The following is a 21,753-nucleotide window of genomic DNA, read 5'->3' as shown; positions in this document are numbered from 1 at the left end:
TCGCTGATATCGATCACGGCTCACGACCCGGCGTTGACGTTGGCAAAAACGACGGCGGCGATCGCCAGGACAAGGGAACCGGCGAGCAGTGCGCTGAGGTAGGTCTGCACGTTGCCGGTCTGGGCGCGGCGGACGGCGGTGCCGAGCCAGCGTGCGCCGGTGCCGGCGCCGCGTACGTACGTGTCGACGACCTCGCGGTCCAGGAAGCGGACGAGGCTCGCCGCGGCCTGGACGGGGCGGACGAACAGCGTCGCGTAGAGGGCGTCCAGGTGGAAGCCGGTGGCGGCGTGGCGGTGGAGCGGGCCGAGCAGGAGCCGTCCGGGGTCGGCCGGGTCGGGGGTGCCCGGGGTGTCGCCGTATCCGGCGGTGTGGTGGGTCATGGCCTCGGCCTCGATGAGTGCGGGTTCGGCGTCGGGGTGGGCGACGACGGCACCGGCGGGGGTGCGGGCGGCGAGGGCCGTGGTGTGGCGCCAGGCGCCGTAGGTGACGAGGCCGCCGACGAGGCCGACGCCGGTGGAGAGGACGGCGGTGGTCACGGACGGGGTGAGGCTGTGGCCGTCGAACCAGTCGGTGATCACGCCGACGGTGAGTCCGAAGCCGATGGTGGGGATGGCGAGGACCCAGAGGACGGCGGTCATCGCAACGGGCTGCCTGCCGTGGTCGGGGGCCTCGGCGCCGCGGCCGCGGAAGGCGAGGAGCCAGAGGCGGGTGGCGTACGCGGCGGTGAGGACGGCGGCGAGCAGTCCGGCGACGAGGACGGTCCAGCCGGCGGCGGCCGGGGCGACGTGGCGTTCGCCCAGGGCGGTGTGTTCGGCGGCGACGAGGACGGCTTCCTTGGAGAAGAAGCCGGCGAACGGCGGGATGGCGGCGAGCGCGAGGAGGGCGACGGTCATCGTCCAGTAGGCGTCCGGGATGCGCTTCGCCAGGCCGCCCATGCGGGACATGGCGGTGAGCGAGTTGGTCCCGGCGGCGTGGATGACCACGCCGGCCGCGAGGAAGAGGACGGCTTTGAACGCGCCGTGCGAGAGGAGGTGGAAGACGGCGGCCCCGCGGTCGCCGACGGCCAGGGCGCCGGACATGTAGCCGAGCTGGCCGATGGTCGAGTAGGCGAGGACCCGCTTGATGTCGTCCTGGGCGAGAGCGGCGAGTCCCGATCCGATCATCGTGACCGCCGCCATGACGGCGAGGACGACGAGGGCGGCGCCGGATTCGGCGAAGACGGGGAGGAGCCGGGCCACGAAGTAGATGCCGGCGGCGACCATCGTCGCGGCGTGGATCAGCGCGGAGACCGGGGTCGGGCCGGCCATCGCGTCGGGCAGCCAGGTGTGCAGGGGGAACTGCGCGGACTTGCCCGCGACGCCCGCGAGGAGCAGCAGGGCGATGAGAGTGGGGTGGTCGAGCCCGCCGTGCGCGACGGCGCCGAGGATGCCGGTGATCCGGAACGTGCCGGTGTCGGCGGCAAGCGCGAACAGGCCGATCAGGAAGGGGACGTCGCCGAGCTTGGTGACCAGGAACGCCTTGAGGGAGGCGGCGCGGGCTTCGGGTGTCTCCCAGTAGTGGCCGACGAGGAAGTACGAGCAGATGCCCATGACTTCCCAGCCGACCAGCAGCACCATCAGGTCGCCGGAGTAGACGACGAGCAGCATCGCCGAGGTGAACAGGGAGACGAGGGCCGCGTACGAGGGGTAGCGGGGGTCGTGGCGCAGGTAGGCGGTCGAGTAGATCTGCACGCAGGTCGCGACGAGACCGACCAGGACGGCGACGAGGACCGCGAAGCCGTCGAGGTGGAGGGCGAGGTCGATCGGGACCGAGCCGGTGGGGGTGAGCCGGGTCGACGCGTCGATGGCCTGGCCGCCGCCCTGGCGTGCGGCGACGACGACGGCGATCACGGCCGCGGCGAGGGTGGGGAGGATCGCGAGGGGACGTACGTATCCGGGGGCGGTGCGGCCGAGGAGCAGGCCGGTGGCGGCGCCCAGGAACGGAAGGAGGGGAACGAGGACGGCGAGGGTCGTGGTGGTCACGCGGTGGCCTCTGCCTTCTTTGCCTTCCCTGCCGGAGCAGTGGCCTGGTCTTCGGTGCCGGTGGTGTCGTCCTCGTCGCCGGGGAGGGATTCCGCGGCGTCGGTCTCGGCGGTGTCGCGGAGGCGGTCGACGTCCGAGTTGCCGCGGTTGCGGTGGACGGCGAGGACGATCGCGAGGCCGATGCCGATCTCGGCTGCGGCGATGGCGATGGTGAAGAGGGTGAGGGCCTGGCCGGAGTGCAGGGCGTCGCGGAACCAGACGTCGAAGGCGACCAAGTTGAGATTGACGGCGTTGAGCATCAGCTCGACGGACATCAGGACCAGGATCGCGTTGCGGCGTGCGAGTACTCCGTACAGCCCGGTACAGAAGAGGAGGGCGGCGAGCACGGCGGGATAGGCGAGGTGCATCAGCTCTGCTCCTTACTGCGCTTGCGGGACAGGACGATCGCGCCGACGAGGGCGGCGAGCAGCAGGACGGAGAGTGCTTCGAAGGGCAGTACCCAGTGCCGGAAGAGAAAGGCGCCGGTGGCTTCGGTGGATCCGTGGGCCGGTCCGCCCAGGTCGATCCAGGTGGTGCGGAAGGCGTCCACGACGACCCAGACGAGGGCGGCCGCAGCGGCGACCGCGACGCCGAGGGCGGCCCAGCGGTTTTCGGAGTCGGCGTCCGGGGAGCGGCCGATGGGGGCCTTGGTGAGCATCAGCCCGAAGAGAAGGAGGACGACGACGGAACCGACGTAGATCAGTACCTGTACCCAGGCGATGAACTCCGCGGTCAGCAGGAGGTACTCGACGGCGAGGCCGCCGAGCGTCACGACCAGCCAGAGGGCGGCATGCACCAGCTGCTTGGTCGTGACGGTGATGAGGGCTGCGCCGATGGTGGCGACGCCGACCAGGACGAAGGCGATCTCGATGCCGGTCGGGGAGAGGAAACCGGGGTGGGCCGCGGCGGCTGCGAGGGTCACTCCTTTCCTTCCTCTTCTTCCTGCTGCGGGGTCTGCTGGGCCTGTTGGGCTTCTTGGGCGCGCTGGGCTTCGAGCTTCTCCGCCGTCTTGCGGGCGGCGGCGATCTCCTTCGGTTCCTCCGCACCCGGGTCGAGTGCGGGCGGCTCGGGCACCGTCCACATCCATTCGCGGAGCTTGTCCCGCTCATGGGTGAGTTCGAGGATGTCGGTCTCCGCGTACTCGAACTCCGGCGACCAGAACAGCGCGTCGAAAGGACAGACCTCGATGCAGATACCGCAGTACATGCAGAGGGAGAAGTCGATGGCGAAGCGGTCGAGGACATTGCGGCTGCGTTCGCGGCCGCCCGGTGCGGCGACGGGCACCGTCTCCTTGTGGGAGTCGATGTAGATGCACCAGTCCGGGCACTCACGGGCGCAGAGCATGCAGACCGTGCAGTTCTCCTCGAACAGCCCGATGACGCCGCGGGAGCGCGGCGGGAGTTCGGGCTGGACGTCGGGGTACTGGGCGGTGACCGTCTTCTTCGTCATCGTCCGCAGGGTGACGGCCAGGCCCTTGGCGAGGCCGGAGCCGGGGATCGGAGGCATTAGCTGATCGCCACCTTCACGATGCCGGTGAGCGCGATCTGCGCGAGAGCGAGCGGGATGAGCGTGGTCCAGGCGAGCTTCTGCAGCTGGTCCTCGCGGAGGCGGGGGTAGCTCACCCGCAGCCAGATGACGACGAAGGCGAGGACCGCGATCTTGAGGAGCGTCCACACCCAGCCGAGTCCGTCGGCGCCGAGCGGGCCGTGCCAGCCGCCGAGGAAGAGGACGGTGGTCAGTCCGCACAGGACGACGATGCCCGCGTACTCGGCGAGCAGGAACAGGGCGAAGCGGAGGCCGGTGTACTCGGTGTACGCGCCGAAGATGATCTCCGAGTCGGCGACCGGCATGTCGAACGGCGGGCGCTGCAGTTCGGCGAGTCCGGCCACGAAGAAGACCAGGGCGCCGACGATCTGCCAGGGCATCCACCACCACTCGAAGGCGTTGACGATGCCGGGAAGGGAGACGGTGCCTGCGGCCATCGCGACAGAGGCCGCGGCGAGCAGCATCGGAAGTTCGTACGCGAGGAGCTGGGCGGCGGTGCGGAGGCCGCCGAGGAGGGAGAACTTGTTGGCCGATGCCCAGCCCGCCATCAGTGATCCGAGCACTCCCACGCCCATGACGGCGAGTACGAAGAAGATGCCCGCGTCGACCACCTGGCCGACCGCGCCCTCGCTCGGGCCGATCGGAATGGCGACGAGTACGAGGAGGTACGGGAGGAGGGCGACGGCGGGGGCGAGTTGGAAGATGCGGCGGTCGGCCTCGGCCGGGACGATGTCTTCCTTCTGCGCGAACTTCACGCCGTCGGCAACGAGCTGGGCCCAGCCGTGGAAACCGCCCGCGTACATGGGGCCCAGGCGGCCCTGCATGTGGGCCATCACCTTGTGTTCGGTCTGGCCCACGACGAGGGGGACGACCATGAACACCGCGAAGACGATGATGAGCCGGAGGGCGACGTCGAGTACGTCGTTCACGCGGTATCGCCTCCGGCGGGGTGGTCGGGGGTTTCGGGGGTTTCGGGGGTGGCCGCGGGTTCGGTGCCTTCGGGGGTGGGGCCGCTGCGCGGGGCCTCTCCCCTGTCCGCCCTTTCCCGAACCGGGGGCTCCGCCTCCGGGCCGCCGCTCCTCGGACGCCGGAGGGGCTGGGAGGTGTCCGGTTCGGGGGTCGGGTCGAAGGCGGGGCGGGCGTGGTGCCAGGGCGCGTCCGCGCCGCGGGACTTGGGTGCCTGCTCCGGGGCTGCCGCCTCCGGCGTCGGTCCCGAGGGCACGGTCTCCGAGGGCGCCGAGCCCGAGGGCGCGGTCTCCGAGGGAGCCGTCCCCGGCGCTGCCGACGGGGAGGTGGTCGAGTCCGTCGCCGCAGTGCCCGGCGCGTCGGATTTCGGCGTGGCCGCCGAAGCCGCCGGTTCCGTCGCTGTCGACGTCTGCTCCACCGGCGCCCCCTGCCGGCTCGCCGAGCCCTGGGACGCGCTGCGGGTGCGGCGCGGAGTCGCGGTCGGGGTGGTGGCCGGCGGTGTGGTCGGGGTGGTGGCCGGCGGTGTGGTCCCGGTACCTGCGGCGGCCGGGGCTGCCGGCTCGGGCTGCTGGCTTGCCGAGCCCTCGCTCACGCTGCGGGCCCTGCGCACGGGGCGGTCGCCCGCGGGGCGGGCTGCTCGGGCCGGGCGGGTCGGGGCAGGTGGGAGCTGACCCTTGAGGGGGCCCCATTCGTTCGGGTCGGGCACGCCCGGCGGCAGCATCGTGCGCCGCTTGGGGCCGCCGTGCTCGGATTCGCCCGGCTCCTTGGCGCCCGGCCATGCTTTGGCGACCCTCGCCGCCAGGACGAAGTCCTTGCGCAGCGGGTGGCCCTCGAAGCCTTCGGGGAGGAGAAGGGGGACCAGGTGCGGGTGGCCCTCGAAGCCGATGCCGAACATTTCGTGGGTCTCGCGCTCGTGCCAGGCGGCGCCTGCGTAGACGCCGATGGCGGTCGGGAGAACCGCGGCGTCGTGCGGAACGGTCGTGCGGAGCAGGAGCCGACGGACCTTGCCCGGCGCCGGGGCGGCGACATGGGCGCAGACGCGGAAGCCGATGCCGGGTTCGTCGACTGCGCTCAGCCAGTCGAAATAGGTGCAGCCCAGCAGGGAGCGGGCCGTTTCGAGGGCGGTGGTCCAGGCGGCCGGCGGTACGTCGACGGTCAGCAGGTCGTAGGCGTACTCCGCCGTGGAGTCCTCGCCGAAGAGTTCGGTGACGGCTTCCGGCAGGCGGTCGTAGGCCTGCGCCGTTTCCGGATCGGTCACTTCTGCTCCTCCCCCGGGGCCGGCGGGGCGGCGACCAGGCCGCTGCGGAGTGCGGCGGTGGAGGGGCGGCTGCCGCCGGTCGCGTACCGCTCGCCCAGCGACTCGCGGGCGATCTTCTCCTGGAGCTTGAGGATGCCCTGGAGCAGGGCTTCCGGGCGCGGCGGGCAGCCCGGTACGTACACGTCGACGGGGATGATCTGGTCGACGCCCTTGGTCACGGAGTACGAGTCCCAGTATGGGCCGCCGCAGTTGGAGCAGGCGCCGAAGGAGATGACGTACTTGGGCTCGGGCATCTGCTCGTACAGCCGCTTGACGGCCGGGGCCATCTTGTCCGTCACCGTGCCGGAAACGATCATGAGGTCGGCCTGGCGGGGCCCCGGTGCGAACGGGATCACGCCGAGGCGGATGAAGTCGTGCCGGGCCATGGAGGCGGCGATGAATTCGATGGCGCAGCAGGCGAGCCCGAAGTTGAAGACCCAGAGGCTGTAGCGGCGGCCCCAGTTCAGAACCACCTTCATGGGCTCGGGTGCGAGCCGGGACAGCACGCCGAGCCGTTTCGGTTCGGGCAGCAGCGTCGGTTCGGGCCGGTGCTGCGGCTCGGGGGTCTGCGGGCTCGTCACGTCCATTCGAGGACGCCCTTCTTCCATGCGTAGAGCAGTCCCACGGCGAGGAAACCGAGGAAGATGAACATTTCCACCAGTGTGGTCGCGCCGTATCCAGGTGCTGCAAATACAGTCGCCCACGGGAACAAGAAGATCGAGTCGACAGCGAAGATCACATAGAGGAATGCGTAGACGTAGTAGCGGACCTGGGTGTGTGCCCAGCCCTCGCCGACGGGGTCCACGCCGCATTCGTAGGTGAGGAGCTTCTCGGGTGTCGGCACCACGGGGCGCAGCAGTCGTCCCGCTCCGAAGGCGACGGCGACGAACAGCACGCCGATCACGGCGAGCAGTCCGACGACCGAGTAGCTCTGGAAGTACTCCGTCGCGAGAACGGTCGATTCCGGCAGGTCCGCCACGTAGGCCACGTCCGCCCCTCCGCTCCCTCATGCCTGTTCGACGTCTGTACGCACGGGAGTCTAGGCCCTGCTAAAGGGGTGGTAAGCAGCCGCGTCGGGCAACGGGTGGGGTTATCCCTACTTCGCCCCACCCATGAACCCCATGGCGTGCGCAGGCCCGGCCCGGCAGGCTGGGCGCATGACCTTGAGCCCCCAGGCGCCCGACAACGACCGGCCGCCGCCCGCCCGCTTCGCACTGGATCCGTGGACGTGGAAGGAGATCTCCTATCTCCTGTCCAACCTGCCGATGGCGGTTGCCGGGTTTGTTTACACAGTTTTCATGATCGGTATCGGGGTGGGGCTTTCCGTCACGGTGGTGGGTCTGCCGTTGCTCGCCGGCGGGCTGCAGGGGGCGCGGCTCCTCGGCAGAGCGGAGCGGGGCCGGGCCCGTGCACTGCTCGGGGTACGTATCGACGAGCCGAGCGCGACCGCTCTGGGCCGCCGTGACCGTGGCGTCCTTCCGTGGCTGTGGTCGAGCCTCAAGGACCCGGTGGGCTGGCGGGCGGTGCTGTACACCTTCATGCGGCTGCCCTGGGGCGTGCTCACGTTCACGGTGACGTTGCTGAGTCTGTTCGTCCTGTGGCCCGTGCTGCCCTTCACGGCGCGGCTGCTGACCAACGCGGACCGGGCGATGGCGCGGGGGCTGCTCTCGCCCTCGGACGAGCTGGAGCGCAGGATCGCCGAACTGGAGTCGGACCGGGGTGTGGTCGTGGACACCGCCGCCGCCGACCTGCGGCGCATCGAGCGCGATCTGCACGACGGCGCGCAGGCCCGGCTCGTCGCCCTCGCCATGGGGCTCGGTCTGGCGAAGGAGAAGCTGACGCAGGACCCCGAGGCCGCTGCCCGCATGGTCGACGAGGCGCACGGCGAGGTGAAGGTCGCCCTGCAGGAGCTCCGCGACCTCGCCCGGGGGATCCATCCCGCCGTCCTCACCGACCGCGGCCTGGACGCCGCGCTCTCCGCCATCGCCTCCCGCTGCACCGTCCCGGTGACGGTGGGCGTGGATCTGCCGTCGCGCCCTGCGGAGGCGATCGAGGGGATTGCGTACTTCACCGTGTCCGAGCTGCTGCAGAACGTCAGCAAGCACAGTGGTGCGTGTTCGGCGTCCGTCGAGGTGTGGCGGTCGGGGGAACGGCTGCTGATCCAGGTCAGTGACGACGGCCGGGGCGGGGCGCAGATGGACGGCGGTACGGGGATGTCCGGGCTGGCGGAAAGGCTGGGGGCGGTGGACGGGCTGTTCGTCCTGACCTCGCCGGTCGGCGGGCCGACGACAGTCGTGGCCGAGCTGCCCTGGCGGGACCGGGGCGGGGACGGTGCAAGCGTCGCGAGACGGCCGTAGGGCCTTTCTTGCGGATCGTGCCGGGCTCGCGGGGTGCGGGTACGCGCGTCGGACCCGGCTCCCCGTTCCGGTCCGATCCCGCAGGAGGGGGCCCCGGTCGCGGTCGGGGGTGGGGAAAACCCCCGGTCGAAAAGGGATACCGGCCTCATGGTGAGGAGTCCCGCCGGACAGCACTCTTGAGGTGGCGGCCTGTACGGGCTGTCGAAGAAGAACCGCTCCATCCGCCGAGCAGAGAAACGGACGGCACCATGGCCACGGCATACGGACCGGACACTCGCGACCCTCAGCGGTCCGGTTCCGGCCCCGAGGACCACCCCCCGGTAAAGCACGTCGTTCCGGCGGTGCTGCGCGCGCCGTTCGAGGCGAGGACCTGGCGCGAGTTCGGCTATCTGTTGCTGAGTCTGCCCATCAGTACGGTGGTGTTCGGCCTCGCGGTGGCTCTGACCTCTGCCAGTGCGGGTCTGCTGATCACGTTCCTCGGCATTCCGCTCCTTGCCGGCACCCTGGCCATGTGCCGCGGAATCGGTGCCGTGGAGCGGGTCCGGGCGCGGGGGCTGCTGAGGCTCCAGGTGGCGGATCCGGCGCCGGCGCGCGGCAGGACCGGCGGGCTGATGTCCTGGGTCGGCGCGGTACTGAAGAGCGGGGCGTCCTGGCGGCACCTTCTCTATGCGCTGCTGCACTTCCCGTGGGCGGTCTTCGCGTTCACCGTCTCGTTGACGTTCTGGACGTACGGGTGGGCGGCCCTCGCGTATCCGTTGTGGCAGTGGGTCTTCCCGGCGTACGCGGGGGTCGACGGCATCCAGCTGTACGGCGACGCCACGCACGACATCTATCTCGACTCGCCCTTCGAGCTGGCCATGACCAGTGCGTTCGGTCTGATACTCGTCCTCGTCACCCCGTGGATCATCCGTGGTCTGACGTCTGTGGACCGGGTGATGGTGTACGGGCTGCTCGGGCCGTCCCGGCTGGCGTCGCGCGTCTCGGAGCTGGAGTCGGACCGGGGTGTGGTCGTGGACACCGCCGCCGCCGACCTGCGGCGCATCGAACGCGATCTGCACGACGGCGCACAGGCCCGGCTCGTCGCCCTCGCCATGGATCTGGGTCTCGCGAAGGAGAAACTGACGCAGGACCCCGAGGCCGCCGCCCGCATGGTCGACGAGGCGCACGGCGAGGTGAAGGTCGCCCTGCAGGAGCTCCGCGACCTCGCCCGGGGGATCCATCCCGCCGTCCTCACCGACCGCGGCCTGGACGCCGCGCTCTCCGCCATCGCCTCCCGCTGCACCGTCCCGGTGACGGTCGAGGTGGACCTGGCGTCGCGGCCCGCGCAGGCCATCGAGGGAATTGCGTACTTCACCGTGTCCGAGCTGCTGCAGAACGTCAGCAAGCATGCGTACGCGACGCGTGCGACGGTTGATGTGTGGCGTACGGCCGACCGGCTGATGCTGCAGGTCACCGACAACGGGCGGGGTGGCGCGGACCTGTCGGCGGGCAGCGGTCTGGCCGGTCTGACCGAGCGGCTGGACGCGGTGGACGGCATCCTCGTCGTCGACTCCCCGGTGGGCGGGCCGACGCGGGCCACGGCCGAGCTCCCGTGGCGCGGCTGAGGCGGACCGACCGGTCCGCTGCCGCCGCCCCGCTCACCCCTCATGGGCGTTCCCTCGCCCCACCCGCGCCCTCGCCCATTCGGCACAGTCGCCCCACCCGGGCCCTCAACCATTCGGCACAGTTCCCCATCGGCGGGCCGATGCTGGGATGCTGGAGGGGTCAGGGGACGGATTTCCGTAGGCCGCGGGCCGGCGGACCAGTGCAGTGGGGGAAACAGCGTCGTGGTGGAGGACAGGGTGCGGGTGGTCATCGCCGAGGACTCGGTACTGCTTCGGGAGGGGCTCACCCGGCTGCTGACCGATCTCGGGCATGACGTCGTCGCCGGGGTGGGGGACGCCGAGGCACTGATCAAGACGGTGAGCGATCTCGCCGCGCAGGACGAGCTGCCGGATGTGGTCGTCGCCGACGTGCGGATGCCTCCGACCCACACCGATGAGGGCGTACGGGCGGCGGTGCGGCTGCGCAAGGAGTATCCCGGCATCGGGGTCCTGGTCCTTTCGCAGTACGTCGAGGAGCAGTACGCGACCGAGCTGCTGGCCGGCAGCAGCCGGGGGGTGGGGTATCTGCTGAAGGACCGGGTCGCCGAGGTCCGTGAGTTCGTCGACGCCGTGGTCCGAGTGGCGCAGGGCGGTACGGCGCTGGACCCTGAGGTGGTGGCGCAGCTGCTGGGCCGGAGCCGTAAGCAGGACGTCCTGGCCGGGCTGACGCCGCGCGAGCGCGAGGTGCTCGGCCTGATGGCGGAGGGGCGGACGAACTCCGCGGTCGCCAGGCAGCTGGTGGTGAGCGACGGCGCGGTGGAGAAGCACATCAGCAATATTTTTCTGAAGCTCGGGCTCTCGCCCAGTGACGGGGATCACCGTCGCGTGCTGGCCGTTCTGACCTATCTCAAATCCTGACACCCTGTCAGGTCATCTGTGGCCGATCGAGGGCCTGGGACTAAAGGATGAGCGCCGAGAAGCGGCGAACCACGTCGACTGACAGCTCAGGGGGGTAACGAAACATGGCAAAGCGGTACAAAAATGCGTCTCATAGTGAAGTCCACCATGTGACCGTTCCAGGGAAGGCGACCCTTACCGACGTAGGGTGGGCCTTGGGACCGCCGGCGGGCCGGACGGTCCCGAGCCGCCGCCCCGAGGGAGGTCCAGTTCAGTGACCAGCCAGGTCAGTAGCCCAGCCGGACAGGCCGACGAGGCCAACGACGCCGATCAGGCCAGTGAGACTGTTCTCCGGGGGCAACGCGCCCCCCATTCGGAGAAAGCGGGCGTCGGCGAGAAGGAGATCCGCCGCCTGGACAGGGTGATCATCCGTTTTGCGGGTGACTCCGGAGACGGCATGCAGCTCACGGGTGACCGGTTCACCTCGGAGACGGCGTCGTTCGGGAACGACCTGTCGACGCTGCCGAACTTCCCGGCCGAGATCCGCGCCCCCGCAGGCACCCTGCCGGGCGTCTCGTCGTTCCAGTTGCACTTCGCCGACCATGACATCCTCACGCCGGGCGACGCCCCGAACGTGCTGGTCGCGATGAACCCCGCGGCGCTGAGGGCGAACATCGGCGATGTGCCGCGCGGCGCCGAAATCATCGTCAACACCGACGAGTTCACCAAGCGCCCGATGGCGAAGGTGGGCTACGAGACCAGTCCGCTGGAGGACGGCTCGCTGCAGGCGTACAACGTCCATCCGGTGCCCCTGACGACGCTGACGATCGAGGCGCTGAAGGAGTTCGGGCTCTCCCGCAAGGAGGCCGAGCGCTCGAAGAACATGTTCGCGCTCGGGCTGCTCTCCTGGATGTACCACCGGCCGACCGACGGCACCGAGGCGTTCCTGCGGGCGAAGTTCGCCAAGAAACCGCAGATCGCCGAGGCGAACGTGGCAGCGTTCCGGGCGGGCTGGAATTTCGGTGAGACCACCGAGGACTTCGCGGTCAGCTACGAGGTGGCGCCCGCGACGCAGGCGTTCCCCACCGGTACGTACCGGAACATCTCCGGGAACCTGGCCCTGTCGTACGGGCTGATCGCCGCGGGCCGGCAGGCGGACCTGCCGCTCTACCTGGGCTCGTACCCGATCACCCCGGCCTCCGACATCCTGCACGAGCTCAGCAAGCACAAGAACTTCGGCGTCCGCACCTTCCAGGCGGAGGACGAGATCGCGGGCATCGGTGCGGCGCTCGGCGCGGCGTTCGGCGGTTCGCTCGGGGTGACGACGACGTCCGGTCCGGGTGTGGCGCTGAAGTCGGAGACCATCGGCCTGGCCGTCTCGCTCGAACTGCCGCTGCTCATCATCGACATCCAGCGCGGCGGCCCGTCGACCGGTCTGCCGACCAAGACCGAGCAGGCGGACCTGCTGCAGGCGATGTTCGGGCGCAACGGCGAGGCCCCGGTGCCGATCGTGGCGCCGAAGACGCCGGCGGACTGCTTCGACGCCGCGCTCGACGCCGCCCGGATCGCACTGACGTACCGCACGCCGGTGTTCCTGCTCTCGGACGGTTATCTCGCCAACGGCTCCGAGCCGTGGCGAATCCCGGAGGTCGACGAACTCCCCGACCTGCGCGTGCAGTTCGCCTCCGGACCCAACCATGAGCTGGCCGACGGCACCGAGGTCTTCTGGCCGTACAAGCGCGACCAGCAGACCCTGGCCCGCCCGTGGGCCGTCCCCGGCACTCCCGGTCTCGAACACCGCATCGGCGGCATCGAGAAGCAGGACGGCACCGGCAACATCTCGTACGACCCCGCGAACCACGACTTCATGGTCCGCACCCGCCAGGCGAAGGTCGACGGCATCGAGGTCCCCGACGTGGAGGTCGACGACCCCTCCGACGCCCGGACCCTGGTGCTCGGCTGGGGCTCCACGTACGGCCCCATCACCGCCGCCGTCCGCCGGCTGCGGGCGGAGGGGCAGTCGATCGCGCAGGTCCATCTGCGCCACCTCAACCCCTTCCCGCGGAATCTGGGCGAGGTGCTGGAGCGTTACGACAAGGTGGTCGTCCCGGAGATGAACCTCGGCCAGCTCGCCACGCTGATCCGGGCGAAGTACCTGGTGGACGCCCGCAGTTACAACCAGGTCAACGGAATGCCGTTCAAGGCCGAGCAGCTCGCCACAGCTCTCAAGGAGGCCATCGATGCCTAACACCGACCAGGCACTCCCCACCGGGCTCCCGGCACTGCAGCTGGTACCCAAGGCCGAGGCCAAGCAGTCCATGAAGGACTTCAAGTCCGATCAGGAAGTGCGCTGGTGCCCCGGTTGCGGTGACTATGCGGTCCTCGCCGCCGTGCAGGGGTTCATGCCCGAGCTCGGTCTGGCGAAGGAGAACATCGTCTTCGTCTCCGGCATCGGCTGCTCGTCCCGGTTCCCGTACTACATGAACACGTACGGGATGCACTCGATCCACGGCCGGGCCCCGGCCATCGCGACCGGGCTGGCGTCCTCGCGGCGCGACCTGTCGGTCTGGGTCGTCACGGGCGACGGCGACGCACTGTCCATCGGCGGCAACCACCTCATCCACGCGCTGCGGCGCAATGTGAACCTGAAGATCCTGCTGTTCAACAACCGGATCTACGGGCTCACCAAGGGGCAGTACTCCCCCACGTCCGAGGTCGGCAAGATCACCAAGTCGACGCCGATGGGCTCGCTCGACGCCCCGTTCAACCCGGTGTCACTGGCCCTCGGTGCGGAGGCGTCGTTCGTCGCCCGCACCGTGGACTCCGACCGCAAGCACCTCACCGGCGTGCTGCGCGAGGCGGCCGCCCACCCCGGCACGGCGCTGGTGGAGATCTACCAGAACTGCAACATCTTCAACGACGGCGCCTTCGAGGTCCTCAAGGACAAGGACCAGGCCGAGAACGCGGTGATCCGGCTGGAGCACGGGCAGCCGATCCGCTTCGGCACCGGGCAGTCCAAGGGCGTCGTGCGCGACCCGGCCACCGGCGACCTCAAGGTCGTCGAGGTCACCGCGGAGAACGAGTCGCAGATCCTGGTCCACGACGCACACGCCGCCAGCCCCACCACAGCGTTCGCGCTGTCCCGGCTCGCTGACCCCCACACGCTGCACCAGACCCCGATCGGAGTGCTGCGCAGCGTCGAGCGGCCGGTGTACGACACACAGATGGCCGAGCAGCTGGACACCGCGGTCGAGCAGAACGGCAAGGGCGATCTGGCCGTGCTGCTCGCGGGCAACGACAACTGGACGGTCGTCGGCTGAGAGGCGTCCGGCGGATCAGGGTCGGACGGTTCCCACTCGTCGCGGCCCCGGATGATCCGCCGGACACCCCCTGGGACGTCGTGAGGCGCACCGTACGGGTGCCCGGCCGGGGAGTCTTCACCGCTCCCGGCCCGGCACCCGTTCTCATGTGCCCATGGCCCTGGACCGTCCTGCGTACCGCATCAAACGACACCTGCTCGGCAAACCCCTCACCACCGAGCGCATCAGTGACGAGAAACTGAGCAACCGGACGGCGCTCGGGGTGCTCGCCTCGGACTGCATCAGTTCGTCCGCGTACGGCTCCGAGGAGATGCTCCGGGTCCTCGTGCCCGTCGTCGGCGCGGCTGCCTTCACCCTCCTCATGCCGGTGACCGGCGCGATCCTGCTGGTCCTGCTGCTTCTGACGCTCTGCTACAGCGATGTCGTCATGATCTACACGCGGGCGGGCGGCTCGTATGTCGTCGCCCGGGAGAACTTCGGGCCGAACGTCGCGCAGATCGCCGCCGTGGCGCTGCTCGTCGACTACATCGTGACCGTCGCCGTCCAGGTGTCGGCAGGCACGAACGCCCTCATCTCCCTCGCGCATCTGGCCGGGGGCGGCTGGACCGGTCTGGACCATCTCCAGCTGCCGGTCTCCGTCGCGGTGATCGCGCTGCTCGCGTACGGGAATCTGCGCGGCATCCGCGAGGCGGGCCGGACCTTCGCGCTGCCCGCCTATCTGTTCATGGCCGCGGTCGGTCTGGTGCTGCTCGTCGCCGCGGTGCGCGGGCTGACGGGCGGGCTGCCGCGCGCCGATCTGCATGCCGCCGGGGTGGTTCCGCTGGGCACGCCGGGCAGCGGCTGGGCGTACGGCGCCTCGCTCTTCATCGTGCTGCGCTCCTTCGCCAACGGCGGCTCGTCGCTCACCGGACTCGAAGCGATCTCCAACGGCATCTCCGCGTTCCGTGAACCGCAGGGCCGCAACGCCCGCCGCACCCTCATCGTGATGAGCTGTGTACTCGGCGTCCTCGTCCTCGGCGTCTCCACGCTGGCGCACTTCACGCATGCCGTCCCGTACACCGACGGCACGCCGACCGTCATCGCGCAGGAGGCTCATCTCGCCTTCGGTGCCGGCCCGGCCGGGACGGCCGGGCTGGTCTTCGTCCAGCTGGCGACCGCGCTGGTCCTCTATACGGGCGCCAACACGCCCTTCACCGGCTTCCCGTTCCTGGCCAGTTTTGTCGCCAAGGACCGTTTCCTGCCGCGGGTGCTGACCCGGCGCGGGCACCGGCTGGCGTTCTCCAACGGGATCATCGCGCTCACCGTCGTCTCGCTGGCGCTGCTGCTGGTCACGGGCGCCAGCGTGGACAAGCTGGTGGCGCTGTACGCGATCGGCGTGTTCACCGCGTTCACCATGGCGGGGTCCGGGCTCACCGCGTACCACCTGCGCCGCCGGGAGCGGTACCGCCGGCTGAAGATCGCGGTCAATGGGCTGGCCGCGGTCATCTCGGCGGCCGTGGTGCTGATCTTCGCGGTCACCAAGTTCACCGAGGGCGCCTGGCTGGTCGTGATCGTCTTTCCGCTCGGCGTCTGGGCGTTGATGCGGATCAACCGCGAGTACCGGCGCGAGGCCGCCGCACTGCAGAGCCTCCAGGCACCGGGCGCCGACCGGCCGCGGGTCCGGCGCCATCTGGTGTTCGTCCTCGTCGAGACGCTGGACCTGGCGACGCTGAAGGCACTGCGGTACGCCCATGAGCTGCGCCCGGACGAGATCCGGGCGGTGCACTTCGCGATCGACGAGGCGCACGGCAGGCGGCTGGCCGCCCGCTGGGAGGCGACGGCCGCGACCTCCGTGTCGCTGGAGCTGGTGGCCTGCCCCGACCGGCGGCTGCGCCATGCGATGCGGGAGCTCGCGACCCGCACCACGGCGGACGGGGAGACGTCGCTGACGGTACTGGTGCCGCGGCGTCTGTACCCGAACGTGCTCGGGAAGATGCTGCACCGGGGCACCGGCGAGGCGATGTCGAAGGCGCTGGTGCAGCTGCCGCACGTGGCGGTGACGATCCTGCCGTTCGATGTCTCGCGGGCACTGCGGGCGCTGGAGGAAGGGCGGGCTCCTCAGCCGGACTGAGCCTGCTTCCGGGCGTCGTACGACTCGCGGGCGGCGTGTACGGCGTCGACACGCCGCTCCGTCCAGCGCGCCAGCCCCCACACCTGCTCGGCGGCCTCCTTGCCCAGCTCGGTGAGCGTGTAGTCCACCCGCGGCGGGATCGCCGGCTTGGCATCCCGGTGTACGAAGCCGTCGCGCTCCAGCGTCTGGAGGGTCTGGGCCAGCATCTTCTCGCTGACGCCGCCGACCTCGCGGCGCAGCTCGCTGAAGCGGTACGAGTGCTCCAGCAGAGCGGCGAGGACGAGGACGCCCCAGCGGCTGGTGACGTGTTCGAGCACCAGGCGGGAGGGGCACATCTGCCGGTTCACATCGGGCACCTTGCTTACGCTCATACCAGTACCTTACTTCAAAGTGGGTACTTTCTCTCGGTTAGTGCATCCCGTAGGGTGAGCAACGGAGAGCACGAACTATGACCAGAGCGCCCAAAGAGGAGAAACCCCCCATGAGCATCGTCGTCACTGGAGCCACCGGAGAGCTCGGCAGTCTCGTCGTCGACCGGCTGCTGGAGACCGTGCCCGCGAGCGAGATCGCCGCCGTGGTCCGCAACAAGGAGAAGGCCGCCGGCCTCGCCGCCCGCGGCGTCGAGCTCCGGGTCGCCGACTACGACCGCCCGGAGACCCTCACCGGCATCTTCAGGGCCGGGGACCGCGTCCTGCTCATCTCCGGCAGCGAGGTCGGCAAGCGCGTACCGCAGCACACGGCGGTCATCGACGCGGCGAAGGCGGCCGGCGTCGCGCAGCTCGCGTACACCGGGGTGCTGGGCGGCCCGGACGCCGACTTCCAGCTGGCCGCCGAGCACAAGGTCACCGAGCAGCTGATCCTCGACTCCGGCCTGCCGTACACCTTCCTGCGCAACGGCTGGTACACGGAGAACTACACGGCGAACCTCGCCCCGGTCCTGGAGCACGGCGCCGTCGTCTCCAACGCGGGCGACGGCCGGGTCGCCTCCGCCACTCGCGCCGACTACGCGGCCGCCGCGGCCGCCGTACTGACCGGCGAGGACCACCTCGGCAAGGCCTACGAGCTGAGCGGCGACGTCGCCTGGTCGTTCGCCGAGTACGCGGCCGAGGTGGCGAAGGCCACCGGCAAGGAGATCGCGTACAACAACGTCCCGGCCGCCGTGCACCAGGAGATCCTGGTCGGCGCCGGTCTGCCCGAGGGCTTCGCCGCGATCCTCGTCGACGTCGACGAGGCAATCGCGCGCGGTCTGCTCGCCGGTACGAGCGGCGACCTGGCCCGTCTGATCGGCCGCCCGACGACGCCGATGGCCGAGACGGTGGCCGCTGCGGTCGCCGCCGGCTGAGCCCTTCCTCCGGACCGGACGGGCCCGGTGTCATGACCGTATGGCGATACGGCTATGACACCGGGCCCTCCCGGCGTTACCGTCGTGCAGTCGACGGAGCAGTTGACGCGAGGGATGCCGGGAGGGCCCGTGAAGGGGACAAATGAACAGCGGGCGGGCTTGTTGTCCGGCATCGGCGCATATGGTCTGTGGGGGGTCGTCCCGCTCTTCTGGCCGCTGCTGAAGCCGTCCGGCGCCATCGAGATCCTGGCCCACCGCATGGTCTGGTCACTCGCCGTCGTCGGCATCGCGCTGCTCGCGCTGCGCCGCTGGGCGTGGATCGGCGAGCTGATACGCCGGCCGAAGAAGCTGGGGCTGATCGCGATCGCCGCGGCTGTGATCACCGTCAACTGGGGTCTGTACATCTGGTCCGTGAACAGCGGCCACGTCGTCGAGGCGTCGCTCGGCTACTTCATCAATCCCCTGGTCACCATCGCCATGGGCGTCCTGCTCCTCGGTGAGCGGCTGCGCCCCGTGCAGTGGGTGGCGGTCGGCACGGGCGTCGCGGCCGTGCTTGTGCTGGCGATCGGTTACGGACGTCCACCGTGGATCTCATTGACGCTGGCGTTCTCCTTCGCGACGTACGGCCTGGTGAAGAAGAAGGTCAACATGGGCGGCCTGGAGTCGCTCACCGCCGAGACAGCGGTGCTGTTCGTGCCCGCGCTCGGCTATCTGCTGTGGCTCGGTGCGCAGGGCGACGCGACGTTCGTCTCCGGGGACGCCGGCCATGCGGCGCTGCTCGCCGCGACGGGTGTCGTGACGGCCACGCCGCTGGTCCTCTTCGGTGCGGCGGCGATCCGCGTCCCTCTCTCGACGCTGGGCCTGCTGCAGTACCTGGCACCGGTCTTCCAGTTCGCCCTCGGCATCCTCTACTTCCACGAGGCGATGCCGCCTGAGCGGTGGGCCGGGTTCGCGCTGGTGTGGCTGGCGCTCACGCTGCTGACGTGGGACGCGTTCCGGACGGCGCGGCGGACGAGGGCGCAGGCCGCGCGGCTTGCCGCGACGGCGGCGACACCGGCGACACCGACGGCACCGGAGCGGACGTCTCCGGCAGCGGGCGCGGACCCCTCCTCGTACGCAGCCCGAGAGCAGTGATCAGCGCGCCCAGCGTCACCATCGCCACCGGCACGACGAGCGCCGCACGGAAGGCGTCCAGGGTGGCTCCGGGCGTGCCGTCCGTGCCGGCCGAGGCGAGCCCGTACACCGCTGTCACCGCCGAGATCCCGACCGCCGAGCCCGACGCCGGACGCCCCGTACGACCGGTCGTGGCTCATCGCCCAGTGGCGGCTGGAGGAGATCCTGCGCGCCCGGCTCGCGGAGTACGGGGTGCGGGTCGAACTGGGTACCGAGGCAACGGGGTTGACCGAGGCGGACGCTTCGGTGACCGTCACCTTCACCGACGGCAGCGAGATCGAGGCGGCCTATGCGGTGGGCTGCGACGGCGGCCACAGCACGGTGCGCAAACTGCTCTCGTTCCCCTTCGAGGGGAAGACGACCGAGGAGCAGATGATGGTCTGCGGCGATGTCGAGGTGGAGGGTCTCGACCGCGGCCTCTGGCACCAGTGGTTCGACGAGGACGGCGCCGTGATGCTGTGCCCGATCCCGGGGACGCGGTCGGGCTGGTGGTTCCAGGCGGGACCCGAGACGGACGCCGCCGGAGCCCCCGTACCGCCCTCGCAGGAAAGCTTCCGACGGCTCTTCGCCAAGCACTCCGGTCTCCCCGGTACCCGCCTGTCGAACGCCACCCTCCTGTCGACGTACCGGGTCAACGAGCGCATGGTGGACCGCTACCGGGTGGGCCGCATCCTCCTCGCGGGCGACGCCGCGCATGTGCACGCGATCGCGGGCGGGCTGGGCATGAACACCGGCATCCAGGACGCGTTCAACCTGGGCTGGAAGCTCGCCCTCGTGGTGACCGGACGGGCGGGTGCGGGCCTGCTCGACACGTACGAGGAGGAGCGGCTGCCCGTCGCCGCCCGGACCCTCGACCTCACCTCCGACCGGCTGCGGGCGACCCTGGAGGCGATCAAGAAGCCGGGCGGCGGACTGGACGCGGCGAACACCGCGGAGACCATGGGGCTGGACGGGAACTACCGCTGGAGCTCGCTCGCCCGGGACGGCGCGGCCGACGGTCCCCGCGCCCGGCTGCGGGCGGGCGACCGCGCCCCGGACGCCCCGTGCCGCGACGCGGGGACGGGGGCGCTGGTCCGGCTGTTCGAGACGTTCGCCGGGCCGCACTTCACGCTGCTGGGCTTCGGCGCGGGCGCGGCGGAGGCGCTGCGGGAGGTGGCGGCGGAGTACGGCGACGTGGTGCGCGTGCACGCGGTGGACGACGGGGGCCACGAGGGCCTCACCGACGACGAGGGGCACGCCCGCTCGGCGTACGGGATCACCGAGAACGCCCTCGTCCTGGTCCGCCCCGACAACTACGTGGCGCTGATCGCGCGGGCCATGGACCACGGAGCCGTCGCGGATCACCTGGACCGTACGGCATTGGGGCGATCACGGCGCGTGTCCCGGTGAGTAAGCGCGGTCATACCGTCTGCTTACATTTCTCTGACACCTATGACCCGAACCCGGCACTTCGAGAGACACTCCCGCACGCTCCTGCGCGTGGCGACCGCCACCGTGGCCGTCTCCGCCGTCATCTGCGCAGCCACACCCACCGCACGCGCCGACGACACCGCACAGGCGGTGCACCCTTCCGGACTCGGCCCGGCCGGACCCCGGTCCCGCCTCCAGGGCAATCCCGGCAACGGAGACCCGACTCCGGGCGTCCAGGAAATCGCCCGGCCGACGTCCACCCGGGCAACACCCCGATGAGCCACGCCGGTGACAGCTCCCCGCGGCCGGGCTCAGCCCGGCGCGGCGGCCACCCGGTCCCTCACACGCTGCCGGTGCTCGCCCGCCGGTGGGCAGCAGCTCCAGGCACAGGGCGCCGGGGTCGAATCGGTACGGCCGACCCTGCGGGGTGTGCAGGACTGCGCCGCGACGACACCGTGAGCCCCGCTCCCGTGCCGCGCTCGCCCGGGCCGCCGCGGCGGGGGCCCGGCACATCGTGGTCACCGGACGGCCCGTGCCGCGACGTGGGGACGGGGCACGGGTCCGCCTGTTCGAGCTGTTCGCCGGCCCGCGGGGCCATCGCGGGCCACCTGGACAGCGCCATCAATGTGCCGCTACGGCTTGCGGCCCACCCCGCCGTAGGCATCGACTGACGTCGCGGTGCCAGACGCACTGCCGGGTTCAGGGCGCCACTGCGTGACCTGGGCGATTCCGGGGTCGGCCAGGTCGAGGCCGTCGAAGAATCCGGTGATCTCGTCGATGCTGCGCACGTAGTAGGGGACCGCTCCGCTGGAGTTGTACGCCTCCGACGCTGCGATCATGCCTGCGCTGGTGGAGGTGGAGTCGCTGATGACCAGATAACTGCCGGACGGCAGGCCTGCCATGAGTTGGGATACGAGAGCTCTGGCCTGGTCGTAATCGGCGACGTGGCCAAGAGTATTGAGGATCATGAGGGCAACCGGCTGAGAGAAATCAAGCGTCTTCGCGGCGGCCTTCAAGACGGCCTCGGGCTCATACAGGTTGGCGTCGAGATACGCCGTTTCTCCCTCAGGCGTGCTGGTGAGCAGCGCGCGCGCATGGGCCAGTACCAGCGGATCGTTGTCGACGTACACGATCCGCGCATCCGGTGCGACCCGCTGGGCGACCTCATGGGTGTTGTCGGCCGTCGGCAAACCGGTTCCAATGTCCAGGAACTGACGGATGCCCTGCTCCCCGGCCAGATGCCGGACCACGCGCCCGAGGAAGTGACGACTCGTGAGTGCTACGTCGACGAGTCCGGGGAAGATCTCCTTGATGTGGTCTCCGAGCTCACGGTCCTTCTCGTAGTTGTCCTTGCCGCCCACGAAGTAGTTCCAGAAGCGCGCGGAGTGCGGCGTACTCGTGTCGATCCGTGCGCGTATCTCCGCGGCGGAATCGAGTCTGGGGTCACGGTCTGACACGGGGGTGCCTCCTGCGGGTCGTTGTTCAGGCGATCACTCACCAACCTAGACGTCCCCGCAGCTCTGTGCGCATGCTTCCGGCCGCCCCAAGTCCACGTCATGGGTGGGGCTTTGCCGGGTATCACCAGCGCATGGACTCAGCCCGGATCCACCGGCTTGATTTCGGGTTGATCGTTTCGGGGGTGTGCAGGCCGTGTCGGGGCTGGGTTGCGGATTCGGGCGTGGGGTGGCCGCTG

At 70.3% G+C, this 21,753-nt stretch carries 19 protein-coding genes and 1 pseudogene; 10 read left to right on the top strand and 10 right to left on the bottom strand.

The genetic code is table 11. From position 1 onward, the window contains the following. Positions 1 to 20: 20 nt before the first annotated feature. The 8 genes from ACWD6R_RS06730 to ACWD6R_RS06695 are packed head-to-tail and all read right to left on the bottom strand — an operon-like array spanning position 21 to position 6,847. Positions 21 to 2,021 (bottom strand): NADH-quinone oxidoreductase subunit 5 family protein, encoded by a 2,001-nt coding sequence (locus tag ACWD6R_RS06730; RefSeq protein WP_451817737.1) that lies wholly within the window; start codon positions 2,019 to 2,021, stop codon positions 21 to 23. After that, positions 2,018 to 2,428: an NADH-quinone oxidoreductase subunit NuoK gene (gene nuoK / locus ACWD6R_RS06725; protein WP_451817736.1), complete on the bottom strand. Its 411-nt coding sequence runs from the start codon at positions 2,426 to 2,428 to the stop codon at positions 2,018 to 2,020. Before nuoK ends, ACWD6R_RS06730 begins: the two co-directional genes overlap by 4 nt. Then, complete coding sequence (locus tag ACWD6R_RS06720; RefSeq protein WP_451817735.1) at positions 2,428 to 2,982, bottom strand: NADH-quinone oxidoreductase subunit J family protein; 555 nt, start codon at positions 2,980 to 2,982, stop codon at positions 2,428 to 2,430. Before ACWD6R_RS06720 ends, nuoK begins: the two co-directional genes overlap by 1 nt. Continuing rightward, on the bottom strand, positions 2,979 to 3,566 hold the full coding sequence (locus ACWD6R_RS06715; RefSeq protein ID WP_451817734.1) for a NuoI/complex I 23 kDa subunit family protein: 588 nt from the start codon (positions 3,564 to 3,566) through the stop codon (positions 2,979 to 2,981). Before ACWD6R_RS06715 ends, ACWD6R_RS06720 begins: the two co-directional genes overlap by 4 nt. Next, a complete protein-coding gene (locus ACWD6R_RS06710) occupies positions 3,566 to 4,534 on the bottom strand; it encodes a complex I subunit 1/NuoH family protein (RefSeq protein WP_451817733.1) in 969 nt (322 codons plus the stop codon). The genes ACWD6R_RS06715 and ACWD6R_RS06710 overlap by 1 nt, the downstream gene beginning before the upstream one ends. Next, positions 4,531 to 5,829, bottom strand: a complete 1,299-nt coding sequence (locus ACWD6R_RS06705) for an NADH-quinone oxidoreductase subunit C (protein WP_451817732.1) — start codon at positions 5,827 to 5,829, stop codon at positions 4,531 to 4,533. Before ACWD6R_RS06705 ends, ACWD6R_RS06710 begins: the two co-directional genes overlap by 4 nt. Next, positions 5,826 to 6,455, bottom strand: a complete 630-nt coding sequence (locus tag ACWD6R_RS06700) for an NADH-quinone oxidoreductase subunit B (protein ID WP_323135876.1) — start codon at positions 6,453 to 6,455, stop codon at positions 5,826 to 5,828. Before ACWD6R_RS06700 ends, ACWD6R_RS06705 begins: the two co-directional genes overlap by 4 nt. Next, a complete protein-coding gene (locus ACWD6R_RS06695; protein WP_451817818.1) occupies positions 6,446 to 6,847 on the bottom strand; it encodes an NADH-quinone oxidoreductase subunit A in 402 nt (133 codons plus the stop codon). Before ACWD6R_RS06695 ends, ACWD6R_RS06700 begins: the two co-directional genes overlap by 10 nt. A gap of 178 nt (positions 6,848 to 7,025) precedes the next feature. Here ACWD6R_RS06695 and ACWD6R_RS06690 point away from each other — a divergent pair, with 178 nt between their 5' ends. The 6 genes from ACWD6R_RS06690 (at position 7,026) to ACWD6R_RS06665 (ending at position 16,135) form a co-directional block, all read left to right on the top strand. Next, positions 7,026 to 8,225: a sensor histidine kinase gene (locus ACWD6R_RS06690; protein WP_451817731.1), complete on the top strand. Its 1,200-nt coding sequence runs from the start codon at positions 7,026 to 7,028 to the stop codon at positions 8,223 to 8,225. A 248-nt stretch (positions 8,226 to 8,473) separates the two neighbouring features. After that, on the top strand, positions 8,474 to 9,829 hold the full coding sequence (locus tag ACWD6R_RS06685; RefSeq protein WP_451817730.1) for a sensor histidine kinase: 1,356 nt from the start codon (positions 8,474 to 8,476) through the stop codon (positions 9,827 to 9,829). A 237-nt stretch (positions 9,830 to 10,066) separates the two neighbouring features. Then, complete coding sequence (locus tag ACWD6R_RS06680) at positions 10,067 to 10,726, top strand: LuxR C-terminal-related transcriptional regulator (protein WP_451817817.1); 660 nt, start codon at positions 10,067 to 10,069, stop codon at positions 10,724 to 10,726. A 253-nt stretch (positions 10,727 to 10,979) separates the two neighbouring features. Further along, positions 10,980 to 12,953: a 2-oxoacid:acceptor oxidoreductase subunit alpha gene (locus ACWD6R_RS06675; protein WP_451817729.1), complete on the top strand. Its 1,974-nt coding sequence runs from the start codon at positions 10,980 to 10,982 to the stop codon at positions 12,951 to 12,953. After that, on the top strand, positions 12,946 to 14,025 hold the full coding sequence (locus ACWD6R_RS06670; protein WP_451817728.1) for a 2-oxoacid:ferredoxin oxidoreductase subunit beta: 1,080 nt from the start codon (positions 12,946 to 12,948) through the stop codon (positions 14,023 to 14,025). Before ACWD6R_RS06675 ends, ACWD6R_RS06670 begins: the two co-directional genes overlap by 8 nt. Positions 14,026 to 14,179: 154 nt before the next feature. Next, positions 14,180 to 16,135 (top strand): APC family permease, encoded by a 1,956-nt coding sequence (locus tag ACWD6R_RS06665; RefSeq protein WP_451817727.1) that lies wholly within the window; start codon positions 14,180 to 14,182, stop codon positions 16,133 to 16,135. Here ACWD6R_RS06665 and ACWD6R_RS06660 read toward each other — a convergent pair. Further along, positions 16,123 to 16,506, bottom strand: coding sequence for a winged helix-turn-helix transcriptional regulator (locus tag ACWD6R_RS06660; protein ID WP_451817726.1), 384 nt, complete (start codon positions 16,504 to 16,506; stop codon positions 16,123 to 16,125). The two genes, ACWD6R_RS06665 and ACWD6R_RS06660, sit on opposite strands and share 13 nt — an antisense overlap. A gap of 110 nt (positions 16,507 to 16,616) precedes the next feature. On the opposite strand from ACWD6R_RS06660, the gene ACWD6R_RS06655 reads away from it, so the two are divergent. The 4 genes and pseudogenes from ACWD6R_RS06655 (at position 16,617) to ACWD6R_RS06640 (ending at position 20,339) form a co-directional block, all read left to right on the top strand. Continuing rightward, positions 16,617 to 17,477, top strand: a complete 861-nt coding sequence (locus tag ACWD6R_RS06655; RefSeq protein ID WP_451817725.1) for an SDR family oxidoreductase — start codon at positions 16,617 to 16,619, stop codon at positions 17,475 to 17,477. Positions 17,478 to 17,606: 129 nt separating this feature from the next. Beyond that, positions 17,607 to 18,611, top strand: coding sequence for an EamA family transporter RarD (rarD, locus tag ACWD6R_RS06650; protein WP_451817724.1), 1,005 nt, complete (start codon positions 17,607 to 17,609; stop codon positions 18,609 to 18,611). 138 nt (positions 18,612 to 18,749) lie between these two features. Beyond that, positions 18,750 to 20,039, top strand: a pseudogene (locus ACWD6R_RS06645) (FAD-dependent monooxygenase); the annotation flags it as partial. A gap of 90 nt (positions 20,040 to 20,129) precedes the next feature. Beyond that, entirely contained in the window at positions 20,130 to 20,339 is a 210-nt protein-coding gene (locus tag ACWD6R_RS06640; protein WP_451817723.1) for a hypothetical protein, read from the top strand. 353 nt (positions 20,340 to 20,692) lie between these two features. On the opposite strand, the gene ACWD6R_RS06635 is transcribed toward ACWD6R_RS06640, so the two are convergent. Beyond that, the gene (locus ACWD6R_RS06635) at positions 20,693 to 21,517 is read right to left on the bottom strand and encodes an SAM-dependent methyltransferase (protein WP_451817722.1); all 825 of its coding nucleotides are present in this window, start codon (positions 21,515 to 21,517) and stop codon (positions 20,693 to 20,695) included. Positions 21,518 to 21,753 lie beyond the last annotated feature (236 nt).

It is taken from the genome of Streptomyces sp. NPDC005151 (assembly GCF_053599875.1).
Note: the sequence above shows the minus strand (reverse complement) of the source record. Positions and strands in the feature narration are given on the sequence as shown.

Bases quoted from the DNA above. Each gene is read 5' to 3' on its own strand.
- nuoK (WP_451817736.1), bottom strand. From the start codon at position 2,428: ATGCACCTCGCCTATCCCGCCGTGCTCGCCGCCCTCCTCTTCTGTACC.
- ACWD6R_RS06715 (WP_451817734.1), bottom strand. From the start codon at position 3,566: ATGCCTCCGATCCCCGGCTCCGGCCTCGCCAAGGGCCTGGCCGTCACC.
- ACWD6R_RS06700 (WP_323135876.1), bottom strand. From the start codon at position 6,455: ATGGACGTGACGAGCCCGCAGACCCCCGAGCCGCAGCACCGGCCCGAA.
- ACWD6R_RS06690 (WP_451817731.1), top strand. From the start codon at position 7,026: ATGACCTTGAGCCCCCAGGCGCCCGACAACGACCGGCCGCCGCCCGCC.
- ACWD6R_RS06685 (WP_451817730.1), top strand. From the start codon at position 8,474: ATGGCCACGGCATACGGACCGGACACTCGCGACCCTCAGCGGTCCGGT.
- ACWD6R_RS06670 (WP_451817728.1), top strand. From the start codon at position 12,946: ATGCCTAACACCGACCAGGCACTCCCCACCGGGCTCCCGGCACTGCAG.
- ACWD6R_RS06665 (WP_451817727.1), top strand. From the start codon at position 14,180: ATGGCCCTGGACCGTCCTGCGTACCGCATCAAACGACACCTGCTCGGC.
- ACWD6R_RS06660 (WP_451817726.1), bottom strand. From the start codon at position 16,506: ATGAGCGTAAGCAAGGTGCCCGATGTGAACCGGCAGATGTGCCCCTCC.
- ACWD6R_RS06655 (WP_451817725.1), top strand. From the start codon at position 16,617: ATGAGCATCGTCGTCACTGGAGCCACCGGAGAGCTCGGCAGTCTCGTC.